The 20666-nt window shown below is 74.3% G+C and carries 21 protein-coding genes; 8 read left to right on the forward strand and 13 right to left on the reverse strand.

Going from position 1 to position 20666, the window contains the following annotated elements; translation table 11 throughout:
- Positions 1–54 precede the first annotated feature (54 nt).
- The 4 genes from ACFSBI_RS03795 to ACFSBI_RS03810 all read right to left on the reverse strand — a co-directional run bounded on the left by ACFSBI_RS03795 (position 55) and on the right by ACFSBI_RS03810 (position 4389).
- The gene (locus tag ACFSBI_RS03795) at positions 55–927 is read right to left on the reverse strand and encodes a Rieske (2Fe-2S) protein (RefSeq protein WP_377932199.1); all 873 of its coding nucleotides are present in this window, start codon (positions 925–927) and stop codon (positions 55–57) included.
- A 97-nt stretch (positions 928–1024) separates the two neighbouring features.
- A complete protein-coding gene (locus ACFSBI_RS03800) occupies positions 1025–1966 on the reverse strand; it encodes an alpha/beta hydrolase (RefSeq protein WP_377932201.1) in 942 nt (313 codons plus the stop codon).
- A gap of 57 nt (positions 1967–2023) precedes the next feature.
- On the reverse strand, positions 2024–2878 hold the full coding sequence (locus ACFSBI_RS03805; RefSeq protein ID WP_377932203.1) for a 3-hydroxyacyl-CoA dehydrogenase: 855 nt from the start codon (positions 2876–2878) through the stop codon (positions 2024–2026).
- A gap of 11 nt (positions 2879–2889) precedes the next feature.
- Positions 2890–4389, reverse strand: a complete 1500-nt coding sequence (locus tag ACFSBI_RS03810) for a flavin-containing monooxygenase (protein ID WP_377932205.1) — start codon at positions 4387–4389, stop codon at positions 2890–2892.
- 69 nt (positions 4390–4458) lie between these two features.
- Between ACFSBI_RS03810 and ACFSBI_RS03815 the strand changes: the two genes are divergently transcribed.
- The gene (locus tag ACFSBI_RS03815) at positions 4459–5085 is read left to right on the forward strand and encodes a TetR/AcrR family transcriptional regulator (RefSeq protein WP_377932207.1); all 627 of its coding nucleotides are present in this window, start codon (positions 4459–4461) and stop codon (positions 5083–5085) included.
- A 46-nt stretch (positions 5086–5131) separates the two neighbouring features.
- Here ACFSBI_RS03815 and ACFSBI_RS03820 read toward each other — a convergent pair whose 3' ends face one another.
- The 3 genes from ACFSBI_RS03820 to ACFSBI_RS03830 are packed head-to-tail and all read right to left on the reverse strand — an operon-like array spanning position 5132 to position 7885.
- On the reverse strand, positions 5132–6739 hold the full coding sequence (locus tag ACFSBI_RS03820) for a long-chain-fatty-acid--CoA ligase (RefSeq protein ID WP_377932209.1): 1608 nt from the start codon (positions 6737–6739) through the stop codon (positions 5132–5134).
- 49 nt (positions 6740–6788) lie between these two features.
- Positions 6789–7235, reverse strand: coding sequence for an acyl-CoA thioesterase (locus ACFSBI_RS03825; protein WP_377932211.1), 447 nt, complete (start codon positions 7233–7235; stop codon positions 6789–6791).
- Entirely contained in the window at positions 7232–7885 is a 654-nt protein-coding gene (locus ACFSBI_RS03830) for a QsdR family transcriptional regulator (RefSeq protein ID WP_377932213.1), read from the reverse strand. The genes ACFSBI_RS03825 and ACFSBI_RS03830 overlap by 4 nt, the downstream gene beginning before the upstream one ends.
- Before the next feature lie 73 nt (positions 7886–7958).
- Here ACFSBI_RS03830 and ACFSBI_RS03835 point away from each other — a divergent pair, with 73 nt between their 5' ends.
- Together ACFSBI_RS03835 and ACFSBI_RS03840 are read left to right on the forward strand one after the other, a co-directional pair.
- Positions 7959–9176, forward strand: coding sequence for an acyl-CoA dehydrogenase family protein (locus ACFSBI_RS03835; protein ID WP_377932215.1), 1218 nt, complete (start codon positions 7959–7961; stop codon positions 9174–9176).
- Positions 9177–9270: 94 nt separating this feature from the next.
- On the forward strand, positions 9271–10503 hold the full coding sequence (locus ACFSBI_RS03840; protein ID WP_377932217.1) for an acetyl-CoA C-acetyltransferase: 1233 nt from the start codon (positions 9271–9273) through the stop codon (positions 10501–10503).
- Positions 10504–10522: 19 nt separating this feature from the next.
- Here the strand turns inward: ACFSBI_RS03840 and ACFSBI_RS03845 are convergent, their stop codons facing one another.
- Genes ACFSBI_RS03845 through ACFSBI_RS03860 form a run of 4 tightly spaced genes read right to left on the reverse strand, consistent with a single transcriptional unit; the run spans position 10523 to position 13799 of the window.
- Positions 10523–10981, reverse strand: coding sequence for a MaoC family dehydratase (locus ACFSBI_RS03845; protein WP_377932219.1), 459 nt, complete (start codon positions 10979–10981; stop codon positions 10523–10525).
- Positions 10978–11757 (reverse strand): 3-oxoacyl-ACP reductase FabG, encoded by a 780-nt coding sequence (gene fabG / locus ACFSBI_RS03850; protein ID WP_377932221.1) that lies wholly within the window; start codon positions 11755–11757, stop codon positions 10978–10980. Before fabG ends, ACFSBI_RS03845 begins: the two co-directional genes overlap by 4 nt.
- Positions 11754–12872: an alcohol dehydrogenase catalytic domain-containing protein gene (locus tag ACFSBI_RS03855; RefSeq protein ID WP_377932223.1), complete on the reverse strand. Its 1119-nt coding sequence runs from the start codon at positions 12870–12872 to the stop codon at positions 11754–11756. The genes fabG and ACFSBI_RS03855 overlap by 4 nt, the downstream gene beginning before the upstream one ends.
- Positions 12873–12932: 60 nt before the next feature.
- Complete coding sequence (locus ACFSBI_RS03860; protein ID WP_377932225.1) at positions 12933–13799, reverse strand: LLM class F420-dependent oxidoreductase; 867 nt, start codon at positions 13797–13799, stop codon at positions 12933–12935.
- Positions 13800–13872: 73 nt separating this feature from the next.
- Between ACFSBI_RS03860 and ACFSBI_RS03865 the strand changes: the two genes are divergently transcribed.
- Both ACFSBI_RS03865 and ACFSBI_RS03870 read left to right on the forward strand, forming a co-directional pair.
- Entirely contained in the window at positions 13873–14802 is a 930-nt protein-coding gene (locus ACFSBI_RS03865; protein WP_377932227.1) for an NADP-dependent oxidoreductase, read from the forward strand.
- 34 nt (positions 14803–14836) lie between these two features.
- Entirely contained in the window at positions 14837–16327 is a 1491-nt protein-coding gene (locus ACFSBI_RS03870) for an aspartate ammonia-lyase (RefSeq protein ID WP_377932228.1), read from the forward strand.
- A 31-nt stretch (positions 16328–16358) separates the two neighbouring features.
- On the opposite strand, the gene ACFSBI_RS03875 is transcribed toward ACFSBI_RS03870, so the two are convergent.
- Complete coding sequence (locus ACFSBI_RS03875) at positions 16359–17105, reverse strand: hypothetical protein (protein WP_377932230.1); 747 nt, start codon at positions 17103–17105, stop codon at positions 16359–16361.
- Positions 17106–17189: 84 nt separating this feature from the next.
- Between ACFSBI_RS03875 and ACFSBI_RS03880 the strand changes: the two genes are divergently transcribed.
- Complete coding sequence (locus ACFSBI_RS03880; RefSeq protein ID WP_377932232.1) at positions 17190–17762, forward strand: GNAT family N-acetyltransferase; 573 nt, start codon at positions 17190–17192, stop codon at positions 17760–17762.
- Positions 17759–18286, forward strand: a complete 528-nt coding sequence (locus ACFSBI_RS03885) for a GNAT family N-acetyltransferase (RefSeq protein ID WP_377932234.1) — start codon at positions 17759–17761, stop codon at positions 18284–18286. Before ACFSBI_RS03880 ends, ACFSBI_RS03885 begins: the two co-directional genes overlap by 4 nt.
- 89 nt (positions 18287–18375) lie before the next feature.
- Here the strand turns inward: ACFSBI_RS03885 and ACFSBI_RS03890 are convergent, their stop codons facing one another.
- Complete coding sequence (locus ACFSBI_RS03890; RefSeq protein WP_377932236.1) at positions 18376–18930, reverse strand: GNAT family N-acetyltransferase; 555 nt, start codon at positions 18928–18930, stop codon at positions 18376–18378.
- Positions 18931–18965: 35 nt separating this feature from the next.
- Between ACFSBI_RS03890 and ACFSBI_RS03895 the strand changes: the two genes are divergently transcribed.
- Positions 18966–20654, forward strand: a complete 1689-nt coding sequence (locus tag ACFSBI_RS03895; protein ID WP_377932238.1) for an alpha-glucosidase — start codon at positions 18966–18968, stop codon at positions 20652–20654.
- The last annotated feature ends 12 nt before the right edge of the window (positions 20655–20666 follow it).

Below are 20666 nucleotides of genomic sequence, written 5' to 3' on the forward strand. Positions count from 1 at the left end.
TGCCGTCGGTCGAGGTGCTCACATTGACCGACGGGGGGCGTCGGGATGCTCGGCTCAGGGCCGCGGGAGGCGGACCTCGACGAGCTCGCCCTCGACGCGGGACTCGAGCACGATCGCCGGCGCGGTCGCCGGACCGTGGACGACCTCGCCCGTCTCGACCTCGAAGACGCTGCCGCCCGCCGTCTCGATCGTCGCCGCGCCGGCGCCCGGGTCGGTCAGGACGCCGCCGGTCAGCGGCTCGCCGAGGTGCGTGGAGACGTCCGAGAGCACGTCGACGCGCCCGCCGCGGCGGAGCACGAAGAGGCTCTCGCCCTCGACCTCGCGACGGACGGGCCGCTCCTCGGGCAGGTCCGCGAGCGGGCCGATGGAGTGCCAGCCCGCGGGGAAGCGCTCGAGGACCGCCTGCGCGTGGTTCGCGCCGACGGCCTGGCGGTACGCGAGGTGGCCGCCCAGGTAGCCGCCGACGCCGATCAGGGTGAACGCGGCCCAGCCGAGCAGCCGGCCGCGGGGCTCGCTGCCCCAGCGCCGGTCGGCGTACGACAGCACGTAGACGATCCAGCCGATCTCGTTCGACGCGGCGTGCACGAGGCCGACGCGCTGCGACCGCGTGCCGGATCGCGCCCAGTCCGCCCAGCCCGTGAGGATCGCGGGCGCCGCGGCGAGGATCCCGGTGCCGACGAGCAGCCGCGAGGTGCGCGCCGTGCCCGGCAGGGCGTCGAGCAGCGCGGCGCTCGCCCAGGTGCCGATCGGGATCTGCACCAGCACCGGGTGGACCGGGTGGCCGGCGGGCACCCCGTGGAGCAGGTCCTCCAGCCCGCGCGGCTTCATCACCTTCAGCAGCAGCGGCTTCAGGTGGCCGATCACCGGGTCGAGCAGATGCAGGTCCTCGAGTCGTGCCACGGGCTTCAGGAAGGGGAGTTCACGCACGGGGACCAGCCGACGCCCAGCGGGGCTCGGGCGCAAGCCGGGGACGCGGCGCGCAGTGGATGCGCAGCCGGCGCACCGCTGCTTCCCACCCCGCGGGTCAGCCGAGCAGCGCGGCCAGCGCGGCGTCGATCTCGCGCGTCGCTGCGAGCGGGCCCGGGAGGGGCGTGCCGTAGAAGCCGTGGATCATGCCGGGGAAGGTGCGGTGCCAGACGCGGACCCCGGCCGCCTCGAGGGCTGCCGCGTAGGCGACGCCCTCGTCCCGCAGCGGGTCGAACTCGGCCGTCGCGACGACGGCCGACGCGACGCCCGCGAGCGTCGGCGCGAGCAGCGGGGCGATGCGCCAGTCCCGCGCGCGCTCCCGCGCCTCGGGCGAGTCGGCGCCCACCCCGAGGTACTGCTCGATGAACCACGCCATGTCCCGCGCGGTGAGGAAGTAGCCGTCCGCGTTCTCGGTGCGGGACGCGTACTCGCCGCCCGGGTCGACCGCCGGGTACGCGAGCAGCTGCGCCGCGAGCGGGATCCCCTCGTCGCGGGCGCGGATGGCCGTCACGGCGGCGAGGTTCGCGCCGGCGCTGTCCCCGGCGACGACGACCCGGCCGGCGTCGCCGCCGAGCTCGTCGACGCGGTCGACGACGTCGCGGAACGCGCTCCACGCGTCGTCGACGGCGGCCGGGAAGGGGCGCTCGGGCGCGAGGGCGTAGTCGACGCTCACGACGACGGCGCCGAGGCTCCGGGCGAGGAGCCGCACCGCGAGATCGTGCGTGTCGAGGTCGCCGATGACGAACCCGCCGCCGTGGAGGAAGACGACCGTCGGCGCGGGGCCGTCCGTCCGCGCGCGGTACACCCGCGCGCGGACGCCGCCGAAGGAGGCCTCGGTGACCTCCGCCACCGGCGGCAGCTCGGCCGGGTCCCGGCGGTCGACGCCGGAGAAGGCGCGGAGCAGCGCGCGGCCCTGCTCCGGCGTCCCGGCGGACATCGGGGGCAGGCCGCGGGCCTGCATCTGCTGCAGCATGGCCTTCACGTCGGGGTCGAGCGGCATCGGGTCCTCCTTGACGGGGTGCGGGCGTGACGGGTGCGAGCGGCGAGGACGCCGGGGTCAGCGGTAGGTGTAGAAGCCCTCGCCGGACTCGACGCCGAACTTGCCCTTGTCGAGGTAGTGCTCCTTCAGGTACGCCGCCCAGGCGGCGGCGCGCGGGTCGGCGCTCGCGATGGCGTAGGCGGTGCGCAGGCCCACGACGTCGTAGATCTGGAACGGTCCGCTCGGAGCGCCGGTGGCGGTGCGCCAGGTCGCGTCGATGGTCTCCGGGGTGGCGACGCCCTTGATCAGCAGCTCGGCGGCGGCGCTCAGCAGCGGGATGAGCAGCGAGTTCAGCACGTAGCCGGGCTGCTCCCGGTGCAGGCGGATCGGCACCATGCCGATGGCGCCGGCGAACGCCTCCACGCGGTCGGCGACCTCGCTGTCCGTGCCGGGGTGCCCCATGATCTCGGCGGTGTTCTGCGCCCAGATCCGGTTCGCGAAGTGCAGTGCGAGGAACCGGTCGGGGCGCCCGGTCGCGTCGGCGATGGCGCTCGGCAGCAGGCTGGAGGAGTTCGTCGCGAAGACGGTCGCCTCGGGCGCCGCGTCGCCGACGCGGGCCCACACGTCCCGCTTCAGCTCGAGCTGCTCGGGGACGGCCTCGATCACGAGGTCGGCGGCCCCGACCGCGTCGGCGAGGTCGGCCGTGAGCCGGATCCGGCCAGGAGCCGCGCGGTAGGCGTCGCCGTCGGCGACCTCGCTCGCCGCGGCCCGGGCGAAGGCCTCCAGCCGGCCGCGGCCGGCCTCCAGCGCGGCCTCGTCGACGTCGTAGGCGACGACCTCCACGCCGTGCGCGGCGGTCTGCAGCGCGATCTGGGCGCCGAGGACGCCGAGGCCCAGCACGGTGACGGTCTTGAAGGGGGAGGTGGTGCTCATGGTTCCTCGTCTCAGGGTCGGGTCGGGGCGGGGGAGAAGCGCAGGGCGCGGCGGCCGGCCGCCCCGCGGAACAGCAGCAGGTCGTGCAGGTAGTTCTGGTGCACGCGCCACGGGTCGTGACGGCCCTGGCGCGGCATCAGGTGCAGGCCGCGGCGGATGTAGCCGGCGGCGAGGTCGATCACCGGGGCGGCGGTGGCCTCGCCGGCGGGCGCGTGCGGGACGACGACCGCCCGGCGGTGGCGACGCATCCGGATCAGCAGCGAGGCGACCGCGTCGGCGACGAGATCGGCGCGCAGCGTCCAGGAGGAGTTGGTGTACCCGATCGTGTAGGCCAGGTTCGGGACGCCCGACAGCATCATCCCCTTGTAGGCGATGGAGGTGCCGGGGTCGACGGGGACGCCGTCCACGTCGACGCGCATGCCGCCGAGCATCAGCACGTTCAGGCCCGTCGCGGTGACGACGACGTCGGCGTCGAGGCGTCCGCCGCCCGACAGTCGGACGCCGTGCGGCTCCACGCGGTCGATGCGGTCCGTGACGACGTCCGCGTCTCCCGAGGAGATCGCGCGGAACAGGTCGCCGCCGGGCACGGCGCAGAGCCGCTGGTCCCACGGGTCGTACCGCGGCGCGAAGTGGGTGCCGACGTCGAAGGACTCCGGCAGCTTCTCCTTCGCGGAGCGCTGCAGCAGCGCTCGCATGGCCTGCGGCCGGCGCCGGGCGTACTGGTACAGGGCGATCGAGCCGAGGATGTGCTTGGTCCGGACGATCCGGTAGGCGAGCCCCGCCGGCAGCCGGCCGCGCAGCCTGAGCGCGAGCCGGTCCCGCGACGGCACGGCAGCGACGTAGGTGGGCGAGCGCTGCAGCATCGTCGCGTGGGCGCCGCGCTTCGCGAGCGCCGGGACGAGCGTCACCGCGGTGGCCCCGCTGCCGATGACGACGAACCGCTTGCCGGCGGGGTCGAGGTCGGCCGGCCAGTGCTGCGGGTGCACCACGGGGCCCTCGAACTCGGCGAGGCCGGGGATGTCGGGGGAGTAGCCCTCGTCGTAGCGGTAGTAGCCCGTGCAGGCGAAGAGGAAGGAGCAGGTCAGCGTCGTCGTCGTGCCCTGCTCGCCGTCGCGCCACTCGCCGGTCGCCGCCGGGTCGCGGTGCAGGACGGTCAGCTCCCAGTGCGCGCGGTCGCTGCGCCACGAGGCGGCGACGACCCGCTGCCGGAAGCGGACGCGGCGCTCGACCCCGGTCTCGGCCGCGGTGCGGCGCACGTACTCGCGGATGTCGTCTCCGTCGGCGATCGCCTTGTCGCCGCCCCAAGGCCGGCTCGCGTAGCCGAGCGTGTACATGTCCGAGTCCGACCGGACGCCCGGGTAGCGGAACAGGTCCCAGGTGCCGCCGATCACGTCCCGCGACTCCAGCACCGCCACGCTGCGGTCCGGCGTGCGCCTCAGCAGGGTGGCGGCCGCGCCCACACCGGACAGCCCCGCGCCCACGACCACCACGTCCACGTGCTCCGTCGCCATGCCGGCCACGTTAGTCGACACGGTGTCGAACAACCTGACACCTTGTCGAACGCCGGTAGGCTGAGGGGCGTGAGCACGGCGACGCGGGGGAGGCGGGCGGCGCGCGCCTCGGGGGACGAGCGCGAGCGCGCCCTGGTCGACGCGTTCGAGGCGCTGCTGCAGACCCGGGCGATGGCGGACATCGCCATCGACGAGATCGCGGCGGGCGCGGGGCTCTCGCGCAGCGCGTTCTACTTCTACTTCGCCTCCAAGCACGCCGTCCTGCTCGAGCTGCTCGACCGGATGGTGGCGGAGGTGGACGGCCGGCTGGCCGAGCTCGGCGGTCCCGGTGACGAGCCGATCACGTGGTGGCGGGACGCCATCGGGGTCTTCGTCGACGTGTTCGGCCGGCACCGGGCGGTGACGCAGACCCTCGCCGAGGCGCGGGCGGTCGTCCCGGAGGTGCGGAACGAGTGGGCGAGGCGGTCCGGGCGCTGGGTGGAGCAGACCGCCGCGGTCATCGTCGCGGAGCGGCGGCGTGGACGCGCCCGCGAGATCGTGGACCCGCGGGCGACGAGCACCGCCTTGAACGCGATGAACGAGCAGGCGATCGCGGCGTCCTTCGCCGGCGGCGCGCCCGCGGTGCCGCCCGGCGAGCTGCTCGACGTGCTCGTCGACGTCTGGCTCGCGGCCATCTACGGCCGTTCCATCTTGTAGGCAGATCCGGGCTGCGCACCGGGATCTGCCTACAAGATGAACGGGGTCAGGCGGGGGTCGGGGCCTGCTCCTCCGACCACACGCGCGTCAGCTCGCGCTTCAGGACCTTGCCGGACGGGCCGAGCGGCAGCTCGTCGACCAGGTGGACGACCCGCGGGAACTTGTAGGCGGCGACCTTCGCCTTCGTGAAGTCGCGCAGCTCGTCCTCCGTCGCCGACGCGCCCTCGCGGAGCACGACCGCCGCCTCGACCTCTTGCCCGTGCTTCGGGTGCGGGGTCCCGAACACGGCGGCGGCCTGCACCGCGGGATGCCGCATCATGACGGCCTCGACCTCCGTCGGGTACACGTTGTAGCCGTTGCGCAGGATCATGTCCTTCTTGCGGTCGACGATCGTGAGGTAGTCGTCCTCGCCCATCGTCGCGAGGTCGCCGGTGCGGAACCAGCCGTCGACGACCGCCGAGGCGTTCGCCTCCGGGCGCCCGAGGTAGCCCTTGAACAGGTTGTGGCCGCGCACGCAGAGCTCGCCGAGCTCGCCGCGCGGCAGCTCCACGATCGCGTCCTCCCGGTCCGCCTCCGCGATGAGCACGTCGGAGCCCCAGATCGGCACCCCGATCGTGCCGGGCCGGATGTCGCGGCCGACCGGGTTGAACGACACGACGGGGGAGGTCTCGGTCAGCCCGTAGCCCTCGTAGACGGTGGCGCCGAAGACCTCGGAGAACTCCTCGAGCACCGCGAGCGGCAGCGGCGCGCCGCCGGACACCGCGTAGCGCAGCTGCGGCTTCGGCGCGCCGGCCCGGGCGCCGGCGAGCAGGCCGACGTACATCGTCGGCACCGCGGTGAAGACGGTCGCCCCGTGCTCCGCCATCGCGGTCAGCGCGGCGGCGGGCTCGAACTTCGGCAGCATCACGATCGTCGCGCCGCGCCGGAAGGCCGTGTTCAGCACGCAGGTCTGCCCGAAGGTGTGGAACAGCGGCAGGCCGCCGAACACCACGTCGTCGTGACGCATCTCGAACAGGTCGATCAGCGAGACGTTCACCTGCTCGACGAGCGAGAGGTGCGAGCCGACCGCGCCCTTCGGCGTCCCGGTCGTGCCGCTCGTGTAGAGCAGCGTCGCGGGCTCGAGCGGGTTCATCGCCTCCTGCCGCACGATCGGCTCGACCTCCGCGGCGAGGGCCTCGAGGCGCGGGATCGGCGCGAGGTCCTTCGCGGCCTCCGGCAGCAGGACGGACACGGCGTCGACGCCGGCCGCCATCGCCGCCGGCAGCGCCTCGCCGAGGCTGGGCGCGCCGATCACGACCAGCTTCGCGCCGCTGTCGCGGAGCACGTGCGCGATCTCGTCGCGCTTGAACAGCAGGTGGATCGGCACCGCGACGGCACCGATGGCGAGGATCGCGAAGTAGACCCGCGGGAAGTCGGGCACGTTCGGCACGAGCATCGCGACGCGGTCGCCGCGCCCCACGCCCCGCGCCTTGAGCGCCCCGGCCATCGCCTTCGCGTCCCGCCACAGCTCCGCGTAGGTCGCGCGGGCCTGAGGGCCGGTCTGGCCGGCCCAGATCACCGCGGTCTTGTCCGGGTAGCGGTGCGCGGCCTCCGCGAGGATCGTGGCGACCGAGAGCGTCGCGTAGCCGGGGCCGGTGAGAACGTCGTCGTCCATGTCGGGTGCTTCTCCTTCGAAGTCGTAGTTGCAGGATGCCGCGTCCGCGCTATGCGGGCGCTCCGAGCTCGTGATCGATCCGCTCGCGGAGCTCCGCCGGCACGGGGATCGGCCGGTGGTCGTCCCGGTCGACGAAGACGTGCACGAAGGTGCCGGTGGCGATCAGGGCCTGATCCGCCTCGCGGAAGATGCCGAGGCCCCACGCGACGCTGGTCGTGCCGATCCGGTCCGCGCGCAGCCCGACCACGAGCACGTCCGGGAAGGCGGCGGACGCGAAGTAGCGGCAGGAGGACGCGACGACGAACGCCGGGTCCGCGTCGCCGCGCATCGCGTACCCCTGGCCGCCGTCGCCGAGCAGCCAGGCCGTGACGGTGGTGTCCATCGCGGAGTAGTGGACGGAGTTGTTCACGTGCCCGAAGACGTCGTCGTCGTTCCAGCGGGTCGGGAAGGCGCGCCGGAACCGGTAGTCGCCGAGGCTCGGCCGCTCCTTCGTCATCGCGGCGTCCTCGTCGCGGCGAGGACCAGCGCGAAGGCGCCGGCCGCACGGTCCGCGTCCGGGCGCTCGCCGGCGATCAGGTCGGCGTAGGCGTACGACTCCGCGACCCGCACGAGCACCGTCGCGAGGTCGTGCGGCGGCAGCGGGGTCGTCATCGCGCCGGCGGCCAGCTCCTCCTGCAGCAGCCGCTCGACGACCGCGACGAACCGCCGGTGCACGGGGGAGGCCCCGCCAGTGAGGATCCGGAGTGCGCGCGAGGGCTCACGGGTCAGCCAGCCGCGGAAGTACTCGGCCGAGATGAGGTCGCGCACGAACCGGGTGAGGGCGCCCTCGACGCGGTCGGCTCCGCTGCCGGCCGTCGCCGCGTCGGCGGCGTCGAAGGTCGGCACGGCGAGGCTCCAGAGGATCTCGCCGAGCAGCGCGTCGCGGTTGCCGACCCAGCGGAACAGCGAGGTGCGGTCGACGCCGAGGTCCGCCGCCAGGGCCGACATGTCGATCCGGTCCCCGGCGATGAAGCGGTGCCGCGCGGCGCGGAAGGCGCGCGCGGCGTCCTCGTGCACCTCGAGCCGCTCCGCGAGCGCGCTCGGCACGAGCCGGGCGCCGAGGCCGCCGAGCCCCGTCGCCGGCAGCGGCGTCGCCGTCGTCGACATGCTGAGGATCGTAGGCCTGCAACACTTCGAGAAGTGATGCGTACACTGCGATCGACGGCGTAAGAGGGATGCGATGACGATCACCGACGAGACCCGCGCGGACGCGGCGGAGCCGACGCTCGACCACCTGGTCAGCGACTTCTACCGGTACCAGGACCTGCTGACGCCCCGGGAGGCCGAGCAGGTCGGCCGGATCCGGGAGATGTTCGAGACGCGCGTGAAGCCGATCGCGAACGAGTACTGGGCGCGGGCGGAGTTCCCGAAGCAGGTGATCCCGTGGCTCGCCGAGCTGGGCACGCTCGGCCCGTTCGTGCCCGAGGTCCGCCAGTTCGAGAACAGCGCCCTCTACCGGGGCTGGGTCGCGCTCGAGATGGGGCGCGTCGACGCCTCCGTCGCCACCTTCGTCGGGGTCCAGTCGGGCCTCGCGATGGGCGCGATCCACGTCGGGGGCTCGATTCAGCAGCAGGCGGACCTGCTGCCGCGGATGGCGCGCGGCGAGCTGCTCGGCGCCTTCGGCCTGACGGAGCCGCTGTCCGGCTCCGACTCGGCGCGCGGCCTGCGCACCACCGCCCGCCGCGAGGGCGACGAGTGGGTGCTGAACGGCGCGAAGCGCTGGATCGGCAACGCGACGTTCTCCGACGTCGTCGTGATCTTCGCGAAGGACGAGGCCGACGGGCAGGTGAAGGGCTTCGTCGTGCCGACGGACGCCGCCGGCTTCCGCGCCGACAAGATCGAGGACAAGATCGCGCTGCGCAGCGTGCAGAACGCCGACATCACCATGGTCGACGTGCGCGTGGCGGAGTCGTCGCGGCTGCCCGGCATCCGCTCGTTCAAGGACGTCGCGACGGTGCTGCGCCTCACCCGCTGCGAGGTCGCGTGGCAGGCCGTCGGCGTCGCGGTCGGCGCGTGGGAGGCGGCGCTGGCCTACGCGAAGGAGCGGCAGCAGTTCGGCAAGCCGATCGCGAGCCACCAGCTGATCCAGGACCTGCTCGTGCGCGGACTCGGCAACATCACCGCATCCATCGCGATGTGCGTCCGCGCCTCGCAGCTGCAGGACCAGGGCCTGCAGGCGGACGAGCACTCGGCGCTCGCGAAGGCGTTCGCGACCGCCCGCATGCGCGAGACGGTCGCGCACGCGCGGGAGATCATGGGCGGCAACGGCATCGTGCTCGACAAGGGCGTCGCCCGGTTCTTCGCCGACGCCGAGGCCATCTACTCCTACGAGGGCACGCGCGAGATGAACACGCTCATCGTGGGTCGCGCGATCACGGGCCAGCAGGCCTTCGTCTGATCGCCTTTCCGTTTTGAAGGTGATTTCGCGCAGCAGAATCACCTTCAAAACGGAAGATCCCCGTCGCATCCCCACCACCTGCAAAGGAGCAGCCGTGCCCGAAGCCGTCATCGTCGCCGCGAAGCGCACGCCGATCGGGCGCGCGAACAAGGGCTCGCTGATCGGGATGCGGCCCGACGAGCTGGCCGCGTTCATCGTCGGCGAGGCGCTCGCCGCGGTGCCCGAGCTGGACCCGGCCCGCCTCGACGACCTGATCCTCGGCTGCGGGCTGCCGGGCGGCGAGCAGGGCATGAACATGGCGCGGATCGTCGCCGTCGCGCTCGGGCACGACGGCCTGCCGGGCACCACGGTGACCCGCTACTGCGCCTCCAGCGTGCAGTCGACCCGGATGGCGTTCCACGCGATCAAGGCGGGGGAGGGCGACGCGTTCGTCTCCGCCGGGGTCGAGTCCGTGACGCACTTCGCGAACGGCAGCAGCGACTTCATCCCCGGGCAGGACCCGGCCCGCATCCTGAACCCGCGCTTCGCGGACGCGGCCGCGCGGACGAGGCTTCGGGCGGAGCAGGGCGGGCAGTGGCACGACCCCCGCGAGGACGGGCTGCTGCCCGACGCCTACATCGCGATGGGGCAGACCGCGGAGAACGTGGCTGGTCTGAAGGGCGTGAGCAGGCAGCGGCAGGACGAGTACGCCGCGCTCAGCCAGAACCGGGCGGAGGCGGCGATCGCCGCCGGGGTCTTCGCGCGCGAGATCACGCCCGTCACGATGCCGGACGGGCGGGTGGTGTCGGCGGACGACGGGCCGCGTCCGGGCGTCACGGTCGAGACCCTCGCCGGGCTGCAGCCGGTGTTCCGGCCGGACGGCACCGTCACCGCCGGCAACGCCTGCCCGCTGAACGACGGCGCCGCCGCGCTCGTCGTGGTCTCCGACGCGCTCGCGGCGGACCTCGGGCTGACGCCGCTCGCCCGCATCGTGGCCACCGGGGTGTCGGCGCTGTCGCCGGAGATCATGGGGCTCGGGCCCGTCGAGGCGAGCCGCCGGGCCCTCGCCCGGGCCGGGATGACGATCGACGACGTCGACCTCGTCGAGATCAACGAGGCGTTCGCCGCGCAGGTGATCCCGTCCGCCGACGAGCTCGGCGTCGAGTGGGACCGCCTGAACGTGCACGGCGGCGCGATCGCGCTCGGCCACCCCTTCGGCATGACCGGCGCCCGCATCACGACGACGCTGCTGAACGCGCTGACCACCCGCGACAGGACGATCGGGCTCGAGACGATGTGCGTCGGCGGCGGCCAGGGCATGGCGATGGTCGTCGAGCGCCTCGCCTGAGACGCGCCGCGGGGCCGGCTCAGGCGGGGACGAAGACCGTCAGCGTCTCCGCCACCAGCGCCGGCTTCTCGGCGCCCTCGAGCTCCAGGGTCACCGCGGTCCGCGCGCGGACCCCGGTCGGGATGCGCTCCGCGGACACGAGCACGGCGTGCGCACGCACCCGCGACCCGGCGCGCACCGGGGTCAGGAAGCGCACCCGCTCCGAGCCGGCGTTCACCACGAGGGCGCACGCCTCGACGTGCAGCGCGTCGAACATCAGCGGCGCGAGCAGCGACAGCGACAGGTAGCCGTGCGCGATCGTGCCGCCGAACGGCCCGCTCGCGGCGCGGTCGGGGTCGACGTGGATCCACTGGTGGTCGCCGGTCGCGTCCGCGAACCCGTCGATCCGCGCCTGGTCGACGACGAGCCAGTCGCTCGCGCCGAGGTCCGTGCCCGCCGCGTCCAGCAGCGCCTCCGGGGAGGGGAACGTCGTGGTCACGCCTTCGGCCCGCCCGCCACGTAGAGCACCTGGCCGGAGACGAAGGCCGCTTCGTCGGAGGTGAAGAACGCGGCCGCGGCCGCGACGTCCTCGGGCTGCCCGACGCGCGCGACCGGGATCTCCTTCGCGGCGCCCGCGAGGAAGTCCTCGTAGGACACCTTCATCCGCGCAGCCGTCGCGCGCAGCATGTCGGTCGCGATGAAGCCCGGCGCGATGGCGTTCGCGGTCACGCCGTAGCGGCCGAGCTCGATCGCGAGCGTCTTCGTGAAGCCCTGCAGCCCCGCCTTCACCGCGGCGTAGTTCGCCTGACCCCGGTTGCCGAGGGCGCTCGTGGACGACAGGGAGACGATCCGGCCCCAGCCCGCCTCGACCTGGTGCCGCTGCACCGCGCGGCTCATGAGGAACGCGCCGCGCAGGTGCACCGCGACGACCGCGTCCCAGTCGTCGTCGGTCATCTTGAACAGCAGGTTGTCGCGGAGGATCCCGGCGTTGTTCACGAGGATCGTCGGCGCGCCGAGCTCGTCGGCGGTGCGGGCCACCGCGGCCTCCACATCCTCGGTCCGCGAGACGTCCGCGCCGATGCCGGTCGCCCGGCCGCCGGCGTCGCGCACCGCCTGCACCGTCTCGGCGGTCGACGCCTCGTCGAGGTCCACGACCGCGACCGCGCGGCCCTGGGCCGCGAGGCGACGCGCGATCGCGGCGCCGATGCCCCGCGCGCCACCGGTCACGATCGCGACCCGCTCCTGCGCGCCCCCGCCTGCTGCCCCGTCCGTCATCCCTGCTCCTCTCCGTCGAACACGATCAGCTGTCGCAGCGCGCCGCCCCCGGCGAGCGCGTCCATCGCCTCGTTCACGCGGGCGAGCGGCACCCGCCCGGACACGAGCCGCTCCACCGGCAGCCGGCCGTCCCGCCACAGGTCGACGTACCGCGGCACGTCGCGGGCGGGCACGGACGAGCCGAGGTAGCTGCCGACGACCGTGCGGGCCTCGGCAGTGAGGGTCAGCGGCGGGATCCGGCTCACCGCGTCCGCGCGGGGCAGGCCCACCGTGACGGTCGTGCCGCCCGGCGCGGTCGCCGCGAACGCGGTCTCGAAGGCGGCCGGGTGCCCGGCCGCCTCGATCACGACGGGTGCGCGCACCCCGGTCGACGCGGCCTCCTCCGGGCTCCACGCCTCGTCGGCGCCGTTCGCGAGGGCGGCGTCCCGCTTCGACGCCACGGCGTCCACCGCGATCACCGGGTGCCCGGTCGCCTTCGCGACGAGGAGCGCCACGAAGCCGACGCCGCCGAGCCCGACCATGAGCACGGGCTCCCCGTCGCGCACGCCGGAGGCGTTCAGCACCGCGCCGCCGCCCGTGAGCACCGCGCAGCCGAGCAGCGCGGCGACCTCGGGCGGCACGTCCGCGGTCACGGGCACGACCGAGCGGCGGTCGACGACCGCGTGGTCGGCGAACGCGGACGCGCCCAGGTGGTGCGCGACGGACGCGCCGTCGCGGTGCAGCCGCGACCCGCCGGCCAGCAGCTCGCCGGCGGCGTTCGCGGCGCCGCCGCGCTCGCAGGGCAGCCGCCCGTCGGTGGCGCAGGCGGCGCAGACCCCGCACCGCGGCAGGAAGGTGAGCACGACCCGGTCGCCGACCGCGACGTCGTCCACGGCGTCGCCGACGACCTCGACGACGCCCGCGGCCTCGTGGCCGAGCAGCATCGGCGTCGGTCGCGGCCGGTCGCCGTTCACCACGGAGAGGTCGGAGTGGCACACGCCGGCGACCTCGATCCGCACGAGCAGCTCGGTCGGGCCCGGCGGCGCGAGCTCGAGCGGGCCGACGCGCAGCGGGCGGCTCGCCCCGAACGGCGCCGGCCGACCGGACTCCTCGAGCACCGCCCCGGTGATCCGCACGTGCGACCTCCTCGTCGTCGGAGGCAGCCTACGCAACACTTCCCGAGGTGTTGCAGGCGCTCAGAGCTCCGACAGCGCCGGCAGCACCTCCGCGCACATGCGACCGACGAAGCCCGCCGGGTCCTCGGGCGGCAGGCTGAGCCACACCTGCTGCACCCCGACCGCGGCGTAGGCGCGCATCCGGTCGAGGAAGCCGTCCGGGTCCGCCAGCGGGTCGGCCGCGGAGGTGATCGTCACGTCGATCCCGGCGGGGTCGCGCCCCACGTCGGCGCAGTGCCCCCGCAGCACGTCGAGCTTGCGCGCGACCTCGTCGGGGCCGAGGTCGAAGAGGTTGCACGCGTCGCCGTGCTCCGCGACGAGGCGCAGCGTCCGCTTCTCGCCTCCGCCGCCGATCAGGATCGGCAGGTGCGGCTGGATCGGCCGGGGCCGGCCGAGCGTCTCCTCGAGGCGGAAGTGCCGGCCCTCGAACGCTCCGTCGTCGTCGCCCCACACCTGCCGGCAGATCCGGAGCGTCTCCTCGAGCCGATCGAAGCGCTCCTTGAGCGGCGGGAAGGGCACGCCGAGCCCCCGGTGCTCCCGCTCGTACCAGGCGGCGCCGATCCCGAGGAAGGCGCGGCCGCCGCTCAGCACGTCGAGGGTGGCGACCGTCTTCGCGAGCAGCCCCGGGTGCCGGTAGGTGACGCCGGTGACCAGCGTGCCGAGGCGCAGCCGCTCGGTCGCGGCGGCGAGGAAGCCGAGCGTCGTGTACGCCTCGAGCATCGGCTCCTCCGCGGGCGCCCGCGCCTCCATCTGGAACCAGTGGTCCATGACCGTCATCGCGGTCACGCCGCCGTCGTCGGCGGCCCGCGCGGTGTCGCGCAGGTGCGCCGCGATGCCCGCCGCGCCGCCGGGGGTCGAGAAGTTCCAGTAGTGCACCGCGAGCCGCATGGCGCGATCGTCCGCCCGTGCGCTGAGCGGTCGCCGAGCCGCGACCCAGGTCTTCGGTGGCAGCGTCGGGCGCATGCGCGTGGTGGGAGTGACGGAGTTCGGCGGGCCGGAGCGGCTGGGGGTGCACGAGGTGCGGGATCCGCACGCCGGGCCCGGGGAGGTGCGGATCCGGGTCGCCGCCGCGGCGGTGAACCCGACCGACGCGGGCGTGCGCGGGGGCATGCGGGACGCCGGGGACGCGCCGCCGCCGTGGGTGGCGGGGATGGACGCGGCCGGCGTCGTCGACGAGGTCGGCGAGGGCGCTCCCTACGAGGTCGGCGATCGCCTGATGGCGATCGCGCTGCCGCTGTCCGAGCACGGCGGCGCGGACGTCGAGCTGCTGGTCGGGCCCTGGGAGTCCATGGCGCGGGTCCCGGCGGGGGCATCGCTCGAGGAGGCGTCGACGCTGCCGATGAACGGGCTCACGGCGGTGCAGCTGCTGCGGCTGCTCGCCCTGCCCGAGGGGGCCGTGCTCGCCGTGACCGGGGCGGCCGGATGGCTCGGCAACCTGCTCGTGCCCCTCGCGAAGCGGGACGGGCTGATCGTCGTGGCGGACGCGAAGGCCGAGGACCGGGCGCTCGTGACGGGTCTCGGCGCGGACCTCGTGCTCGAGCGCGGTTCGGGCTTCGCGGACCGCGTGCGCGCGGCATACCCGGACGGCGTCGACGGCCTCGCGGACCTCTCGGTGCAGCAGGCGGAGGTCCTCCCCGCCGTGCGCGACGGCGGTCGCTTCGCATCGGTGCGCGGCTGGCAGGGCGAGCCGGGCCGCGACGTGGAGTTCGTGGCCGCACGGGTGTTCAGCGAGTACCGGTCGCACGACGACCTCGACCGGCTGGGGCGGCTCGCGGAGCAGGGCGTGCTCGTGCCCCGCGTGGCCGAGGTGCTGCCGGCCGAGCGGGCTGCCGACGCGCATCGCCGGATGGAGGCGGGCGGGGTGCGCGGACGCCTCGTGCTCGCCTTCTGAGCGCGTGGGTGGACCGGGCGTAGCCTCGGGCTCCGTGACCGACGGCGCGCACGCCCCCTTCCGCACGGAGACCGACAGCCTCGGCGAGGTCGAGATCCCGGCCGGCGCGTTCTGGGGCGCGCACACCGCGCGGGCGCTCGAGAACTTCCCGATCTCGGGACGGCCGATCTCCTCCCACCCCCGGCTCGTCGACGCCCTGGCGATCGTGAAGCAGGCGGCGGCGCGGACGAACCGCGAGCTCGGCAGCATCGAGCCGCACAAGGCCGCGCTGATCGAGCGCGCGTGCGTCGCGATCCGCGAGGGCGAGTACCACGACCAGTTCGTCGTCGACGTGATCCAGGGCGGGGCCGGCACCTCGACGAACATGAACGCGAACGAGGTCGTCGCGAACGTGGCGCTGCACCTCGCGGGGCACGGGCTCGGCGACTACGCGCTCCTGAACCCGATCGACGACGTCAACCGCAGCCAGAGCACGAACGACGTCTACCCGACCGCGGCGAAGGTCGCGATCGCGATGGCGCTCGAGGACCTGCTCGTCGAGCACGTCGCCCTGAAGCGCGCGTTCGCGGACAAGGGCCGCGAGTTCCACGACGTGCTGAAGGTCGGGCGCACCCAGCTGCAGGACGCGGTGCCGATGACGCTCGGCCAGGAGTTCCACGGCTTCGCGACGACGCTGGGGGAGGACGAGGACCGGATCCGCGAGGTGCTGCCGCTGCTGCGGGAGATCAACCTCGGCGCCACGGCGATCGGCACCGGGATCACCGCCGACCCGCGGTACGCGGCGACGGTCGCCGCGCACCTGTCCGACCTGCGGGGCGAGCAGTACGTGACGGCCGGCGACCTGATCGAGGCCACGAGCGACACCGGCGTCTTCATGCAGATGTCCGGGGTGCTGAAGCGCGCCGCCGTGAAGCTGTCGAAGATCTGCAACGACCTGCGGCTGCTGTCGTCCGGGCCGCAGGCGGGCCTCGGCGAGATCGTGCTGCCGCCGCGCCAGGCGGGCTCCTCGATCATGCCGGGCAAGGTCAACCCCGTCATCCCCGAGGTCGTGAACCAGGTGGCCTTCGCGGTGGTCGGGCACGACGTCACCGTCACGATGGCGGCGGAGGCGGGGCAGCTGCAGCTGAACGCCTTCGAGCCGATCATCGTCCACTCGATCCTCACGAACGTCGGCTGGCTCGCCGCCGCCTGCCGCACCCTCCGCGTCCACTGCGTCGAGGGCATCCGCGCGAACGTCGACCGCCTCGACTCGATGGTGCGCACCTCCGTCGGCGTCGTGACGGCGCTGACGCCCTACATCGGCTACGCCGCCGCCTCCGCGCTCGCGAAGGCGGCGCTGCTGACCGGGCGCGACGTCGCGGACCTCGTCGTGGAGGCCGGGCTGATGGACCGCGAGCGCGTGCGGCAGCTGACCTCGCCCGAGCGCCTCACCGGTGCGGCCCCCGTGACCGGATCCGTGCCCGTGGTCGGGCCGGACACGGCGGCGATCGCGCTCGCCCAGCCGACCGAGGCCGACTCGATCTGACCGGCCGGGACGACCGCGCGACGTCGACGGCTCAGCGGCCGAGCGCACGCTGCGCGGTCCCGGTCGAGCGCAGCCCGGCCGTGAAGCCCTGGCCGCGCCCGTAGCCGGAGAACGACCGCCGGTCGGTGACCCGCCGGGTGCGGAGGTTGGCGGCGACCCAGTCGCGCACGGCCGACTCGCGGGAGGCCACGACGAGGGCGGTGCCGGTCGATTCGACGGCCGCCGCCCGGGTGGTGCGCAGGCGCTCCGCGGCGCCGAGCCCGAACGATCGGGCGAAGTCGCACCGGGCGAGCAGCGCGTCGTAGCGGGGGATGCGGCGGTGCATCGGCTCGGCCCGCCACCACGCCCACATCGCGACGGTCGCCTGCGTCCGCAGCGACTCGAGCAGCGGCAGCGCCAGGTCGAGGTCGCTCGCGAAGCCGGTGACGACCAGCTCGACGCCGGGCTCCTCCGCCGGTGCGTCCCAGATCGGGATGCGCCGGTCCCGGTAGTGCGCGACGAGGCCCAGCGCCTCCGCCGCCGCGATCAGCCCGACCACGACGTCGAGGGCGATCGTGCCCTTCCCGCCGCGCGCGAGCAGGGTGCGGCGCTCGATCGTCTCCCGCGCGGCGCGGGTCGCGCCGTCCGCGGGCAGCGTCAGGCGGTCGATCGCGTGCTTCGCGAGCAGCCGCTCCGCCTCCCGCCCCGCGGTGTCCCGCTCCGCCTGCGTCGCCCCCGCGTCCTCCGACACCCTCAGGAAGTGCGCGATGCGCGCCTCCACCGTCATGCTCTCGGCCATGAAGGCCCCTCCGATCGATCCAGCGGCACGGGCGATCGCGGGGCAGTGAAGCGCGGGCCTCCGACAGCGCGCGATGATGTCGCGGTGACCGTCGAGACCGCCGATCAGGCGCACGCCTACGGGAGGACGCTGCTGGTCGGCGACCGGGTGCGGCTGCGCGCCCTGCGCGACGACGACCTGCCGCTGCTCGACGCGTGGTGGGAGGACCCGGAGCAGCAGGCGCTGCAGCAGCTCGCCGTCCGGCCGCGGCCGGCGGGCTCGAACGCGGAGACGCACCGCCGATGGAGCGCGAACGCCGATGCGTCGGCGGCCGGGTTCAGCGTCGAGACGCACGACGGGCTCCTCGTCGGGCACATGGCGCTGTGGGGCGCGAAGCTGCCGGAGCGGGACGCGCACCTGGGCGCGCTGATCGGGGCCGGCCACCAGGGGCGCGGGTACGGCACCGAGGCCGTGCGCCTGATGGTCCGCTACGGCTTCCTCGCGATGGGGCTGAACCGGATCCAGCTCGAGACCTTCTCGTTCAACGACCGCGCGCGACGCGCCTATGCGCGGGCCGGCTTCGTCGAGGAGGGCGTGCGCCGCGAGGCGGTGTGGATCGACGGCGGCTTCGCCGACGAGGTGATCATGTCGATCCTGCGTCGGGAGTGGACGCCGTGACCGTCCGCCCGGCGCTGCCCGCCGACGCCGACGCGCTCGCCGAGGTCGCGGCCCTCACCTTCCCGCTCGCGTGCCCGCCGAGCACCACGCAGGCGGCGATCGCGGACTTCATCGCCACGGCCCTGTCGCCCGCGGCGTTCGGCCGCCACCTCGCCGACCCGGACCGGGTCCTGCTGGTCGACGACCCGGCGGACGGCCCGCTCGACGGCTACACGATGCTCGTGGTCGCCGAGCCGGGCGACCCGGGCGTCGCGCGGGCCGTGCGGATCCGGCCCACGGCGGAGCTGTCGAAGATCTACGTGCGGCCGGGCCGGCACGGGCGCGGTGCGGCGGCGGCGCTGCTGGAGCGCACGCTCGAGGCGGCGCGGGACCGCGGGGCGGCAGGGGTCTGGCTCGGCACGAACCAGGAGAACCTGCGGGCGCAGCGCTTCTACGCGAAGCACGGGTTCGAGCGGGTCGGCGTCAAGCGCTTCCGCCTCGGCGACCGCGACGAGGACGACTTCGTCTACGAGCGCGCGCTCTGATCGCGCCGTGCGGTCCCGAGGTGCAGTTGCGGTGCCCCGGCGCGCCGCAACTGCACCTGAGCCCCGCACGTCTCGGGAAGCGGAAGCGCTCAGAGGTCGAGCCGGACGACCGCCCGCGCCGCGGAGGGACGGGCGACCTCGGTGAAGCCCGCCTCGAGGAAGAGGGCGAGCGGGCCGTGGTAGAGCTCGGCCGCCGTCGCCGCGGGACGCGCCGCGACGTCGACCGGCACCGCCACGAGCGAGTCAGCGCCGGATGCTCGCGCGTGGTCCACCGCGCCGGCGATCAGCGCCCGGGCGATGCCCTGCCGCCGGAAGCGCTCCGGCACGACGAAGCAGGTGACGGCCCAGTCCGCCGAGGTCCCGCGCAGCAGCGGGGAGCGCCCCAGCCGCGGGTAGCCGCTCATGGGGCCGACGCCGCACCAGCCGACCGGGACGTCGTCCCGCAGCGCCACGACGCCCGGCCCGGGCTCCGGACCGGCGCACTCGGCCCGCAGCCGATCCCGGCGCTCGCTGTCCGACAGCGCCTCGAACGCCGGTCCGCTCATCCGGAACCACTGGCAGGAGCACGTCGAGGGGTCGCCGCCGTCCGCGAAGAGGCCCTCGACGTCCGACCAGGGCACCTCGGTCGCCGCGCGCACCTCCACGTGCCCATCCTGGCGGGGCGCGGCAGGATGGCGCCGTGCAGGATCGCGAGTGGTTCAAGAGCGCCGTCGTCTACCAGGTCTACCCGCGCAGCTTCGCGGACTCGGACGGCGACGGCATCGGCGACCTGGGCGGGATCCTCGCGCATCTCGACCACTTCGAGGCGCTCGGCGTCGACGTCGTCTGGCTGTCGCCGATCTACCGCTCGCCGCAGGCGGACAACGGCTACGACATCAGCGACTACCAGGACGTCGACCCGCTCTTCGGCACGCTCGAGCAGCTGGACGAGCTGATCGCCGGGCTGCACGAGCGCGGCATCAAGCTGGTGATGGACCTCGTCGTGAACCACACGAGCGACGAGCACCCCTGGTTCGTGGAGAGCCGCACGTCGAAGGACTCCCCGAAGCGCGACTGGTACGTCTGGCGCGACGGGAAGGACGGCGCGGAGCCGAACAACTGGGGCTCCTTCTTCTCCGGCAGCGCGTGGCAGCGGGACGAGGCGACCGACCAGTACTACCTGCACCTGTTCGACCGGAAGCAGCCGGACCTGAACTGGGAGAACGAGGAGGTGCGCGAGGCCGTCCACGCCATGATGCGCTGGTGGCTCGACCGGGGGGTCGACGGCTTCCGCATGGACGTCATCAACTTCATCTCGAAGGAGCAGTCGTTCGCGGACGCGCCGCCGGTCGCGGGCCAGCCGTACGTGAACGCGTTCTCGATGTTCGCGGACGGCCCGCGAATCCACGAGTTCCTCGCCGAGATGCACGAGCAGGTCTTCGCCGGCCGCGACGGCGCGTTCCTGACGGTCGGCGAGATGCCGGGCGTCACGACGGACGAGGCGATCCGGTACACGGACCCGGAGCGCGCCGAGGTCGACATGGTGTTCCAGTTCGAGCACGTGTCGATCGACCAGGGGCCGGCCTCCAAGTGGGACTGGATCGGCGTCGACCGGGTGGCGCTGAAGCGGTCGCTGCACCGGTGGCAGGTCGCGCTCGCCGAGCGCGGCTGGAACTCGCTGTACTGGGACAACCACGACCAGCCCCGCGCGGTCAGCCGCTTCGGCGACGACGACCCCGCCTACTGGGCCGCGTCCGCGAAGGCGCTCGCGACGATCCTCCACTGCATGCGCGGCACCCCGTACGTGTACCAGGGGGAGGAGCTCGGGATGACGAACTACCCCTTCCGCGACGCCTCCGAGCACCGCGACGTCGAGGCCGTGAACCACTGGAAGCGCGTGCTCGCGGAGGGGCTCGACCAGCAGGCGGCGCTGACCGGGATGGCGAAGGTGGGCCGGGACAACGCCCGCACGCCGGTGCAGTGGGACGCGGGGCCGACCGCGGGCTTCACGACGGGGGAGCCGTGGCTGCCGGTGAACCCGAACCGGTCCTGGCTGAACGCGGCCGCGCAGGTCGGCGTCGAGGGCAGCGTGTTCGAGCACCACCGCGCCCTGATCCGCCTGCGGCACGAGCACGAGGTGATCGCGGACGGTGACTTCACGGCCGTGATGGAGAACGACCCGGATGTATGGGCGTACGTCCGCACCCTCGGCGCGAAGCGCCTGCTGGTCGTCGCGAACTGCGGCCGCAGCCCGCGCGAGCTGGAGCTCGGCGACGGCTGGGCCGGTACCCGCCTGCTGCTGTCGAACGAGCCGGACCGGGCCGAGCGCCTCGGCTCCGGCCGGCTGACGCTCGCGGGGTGGGAGAGCCGCGTCTACCTCGCGGAGTAGACGCGGGCCGCG

It is taken from the genome of Amnibacterium endophyticum, from assembly GCF_042680685.1.
Lineage (GTDB): Bacteria > Actinomycetota > Actinomycetes > Actinomycetales > Microbacteriaceae > Amnibacterium > Amnibacterium endophyticum.

Coding starts and splice junctions, on each gene's coding strand:
- ACFSBI_RS03825 (WP_377932211.1), bottom strand. CDS start 7,235: ATGACGAAGGAGCGGCCGAGCCTCGGCGACTACCGGTTCCGGCGCGCC.
- ACFSBI_RS03875 (WP_377932230.1), bottom strand. CDS start 17,105: ATGGCCGAGAGCATGACGGTGGAGGCGCGCATCGCGCACTTCCTGAGG.
- fabG (WP_377932221.1), bottom strand. CDS start 11,757: ATGACGGACGGGGCAGCAGGCGGGGGCGCGCAGGAGCGGGTCGCGATC.
- ACFSBI_RS03835 (WP_377932215.1), top strand. CDS start 7,959: ATGACGATCACCGACGAGACCCGCGCGGACGCGGCGGAGCCGACGCTC.
- ACFSBI_RS03805 (WP_377932203.1), bottom strand. CDS start 2,878: ATGAGCACCACCTCCCCCTTCAAGACCGTCACCGTGCTGGGCCTCGGC.
- ACFSBI_RS03820 (WP_377932209.1), bottom strand. CDS start 6,739: ATGGACGACGACGTTCTCACCGGCCCCGGCTACGCGACGCTCTCGGTC.
- ACFSBI_RS03860 (WP_377932225.1), bottom strand. CDS start 13,799: ATGCGGCTCGCGGTGCACTACTGGAACTTCTCGACCCCCGGCGGCGCG.
- ACFSBI_RS03830 (WP_377932213.1), bottom strand. CDS start 7,885: ATGTCGACGACGGCGACGCCGCTGCCGGCGACGGGGCTCGGCGGCCTC.
- ACFSBI_RS03865 (WP_377932227.1), top strand. CDS start 13,873: ATGCGCGTGGTGGGAGTGACGGAGTTCGGCGGGCCGGAGCGGCTGGGG.
- ACFSBI_RS03800 (WP_377932201.1), bottom strand. CDS start 1,966: ATGCCGCTCGACCCCGACGTGAAGGCCATGCTGCAGCAGATGCAGGCC.
- ACFSBI_RS03810 (WP_377932205.1), bottom strand. CDS start 4,389: ATGGCGACGGAGCACGTGGACGTGGTGGTCGTGGGCGCGGGGCTGTCC.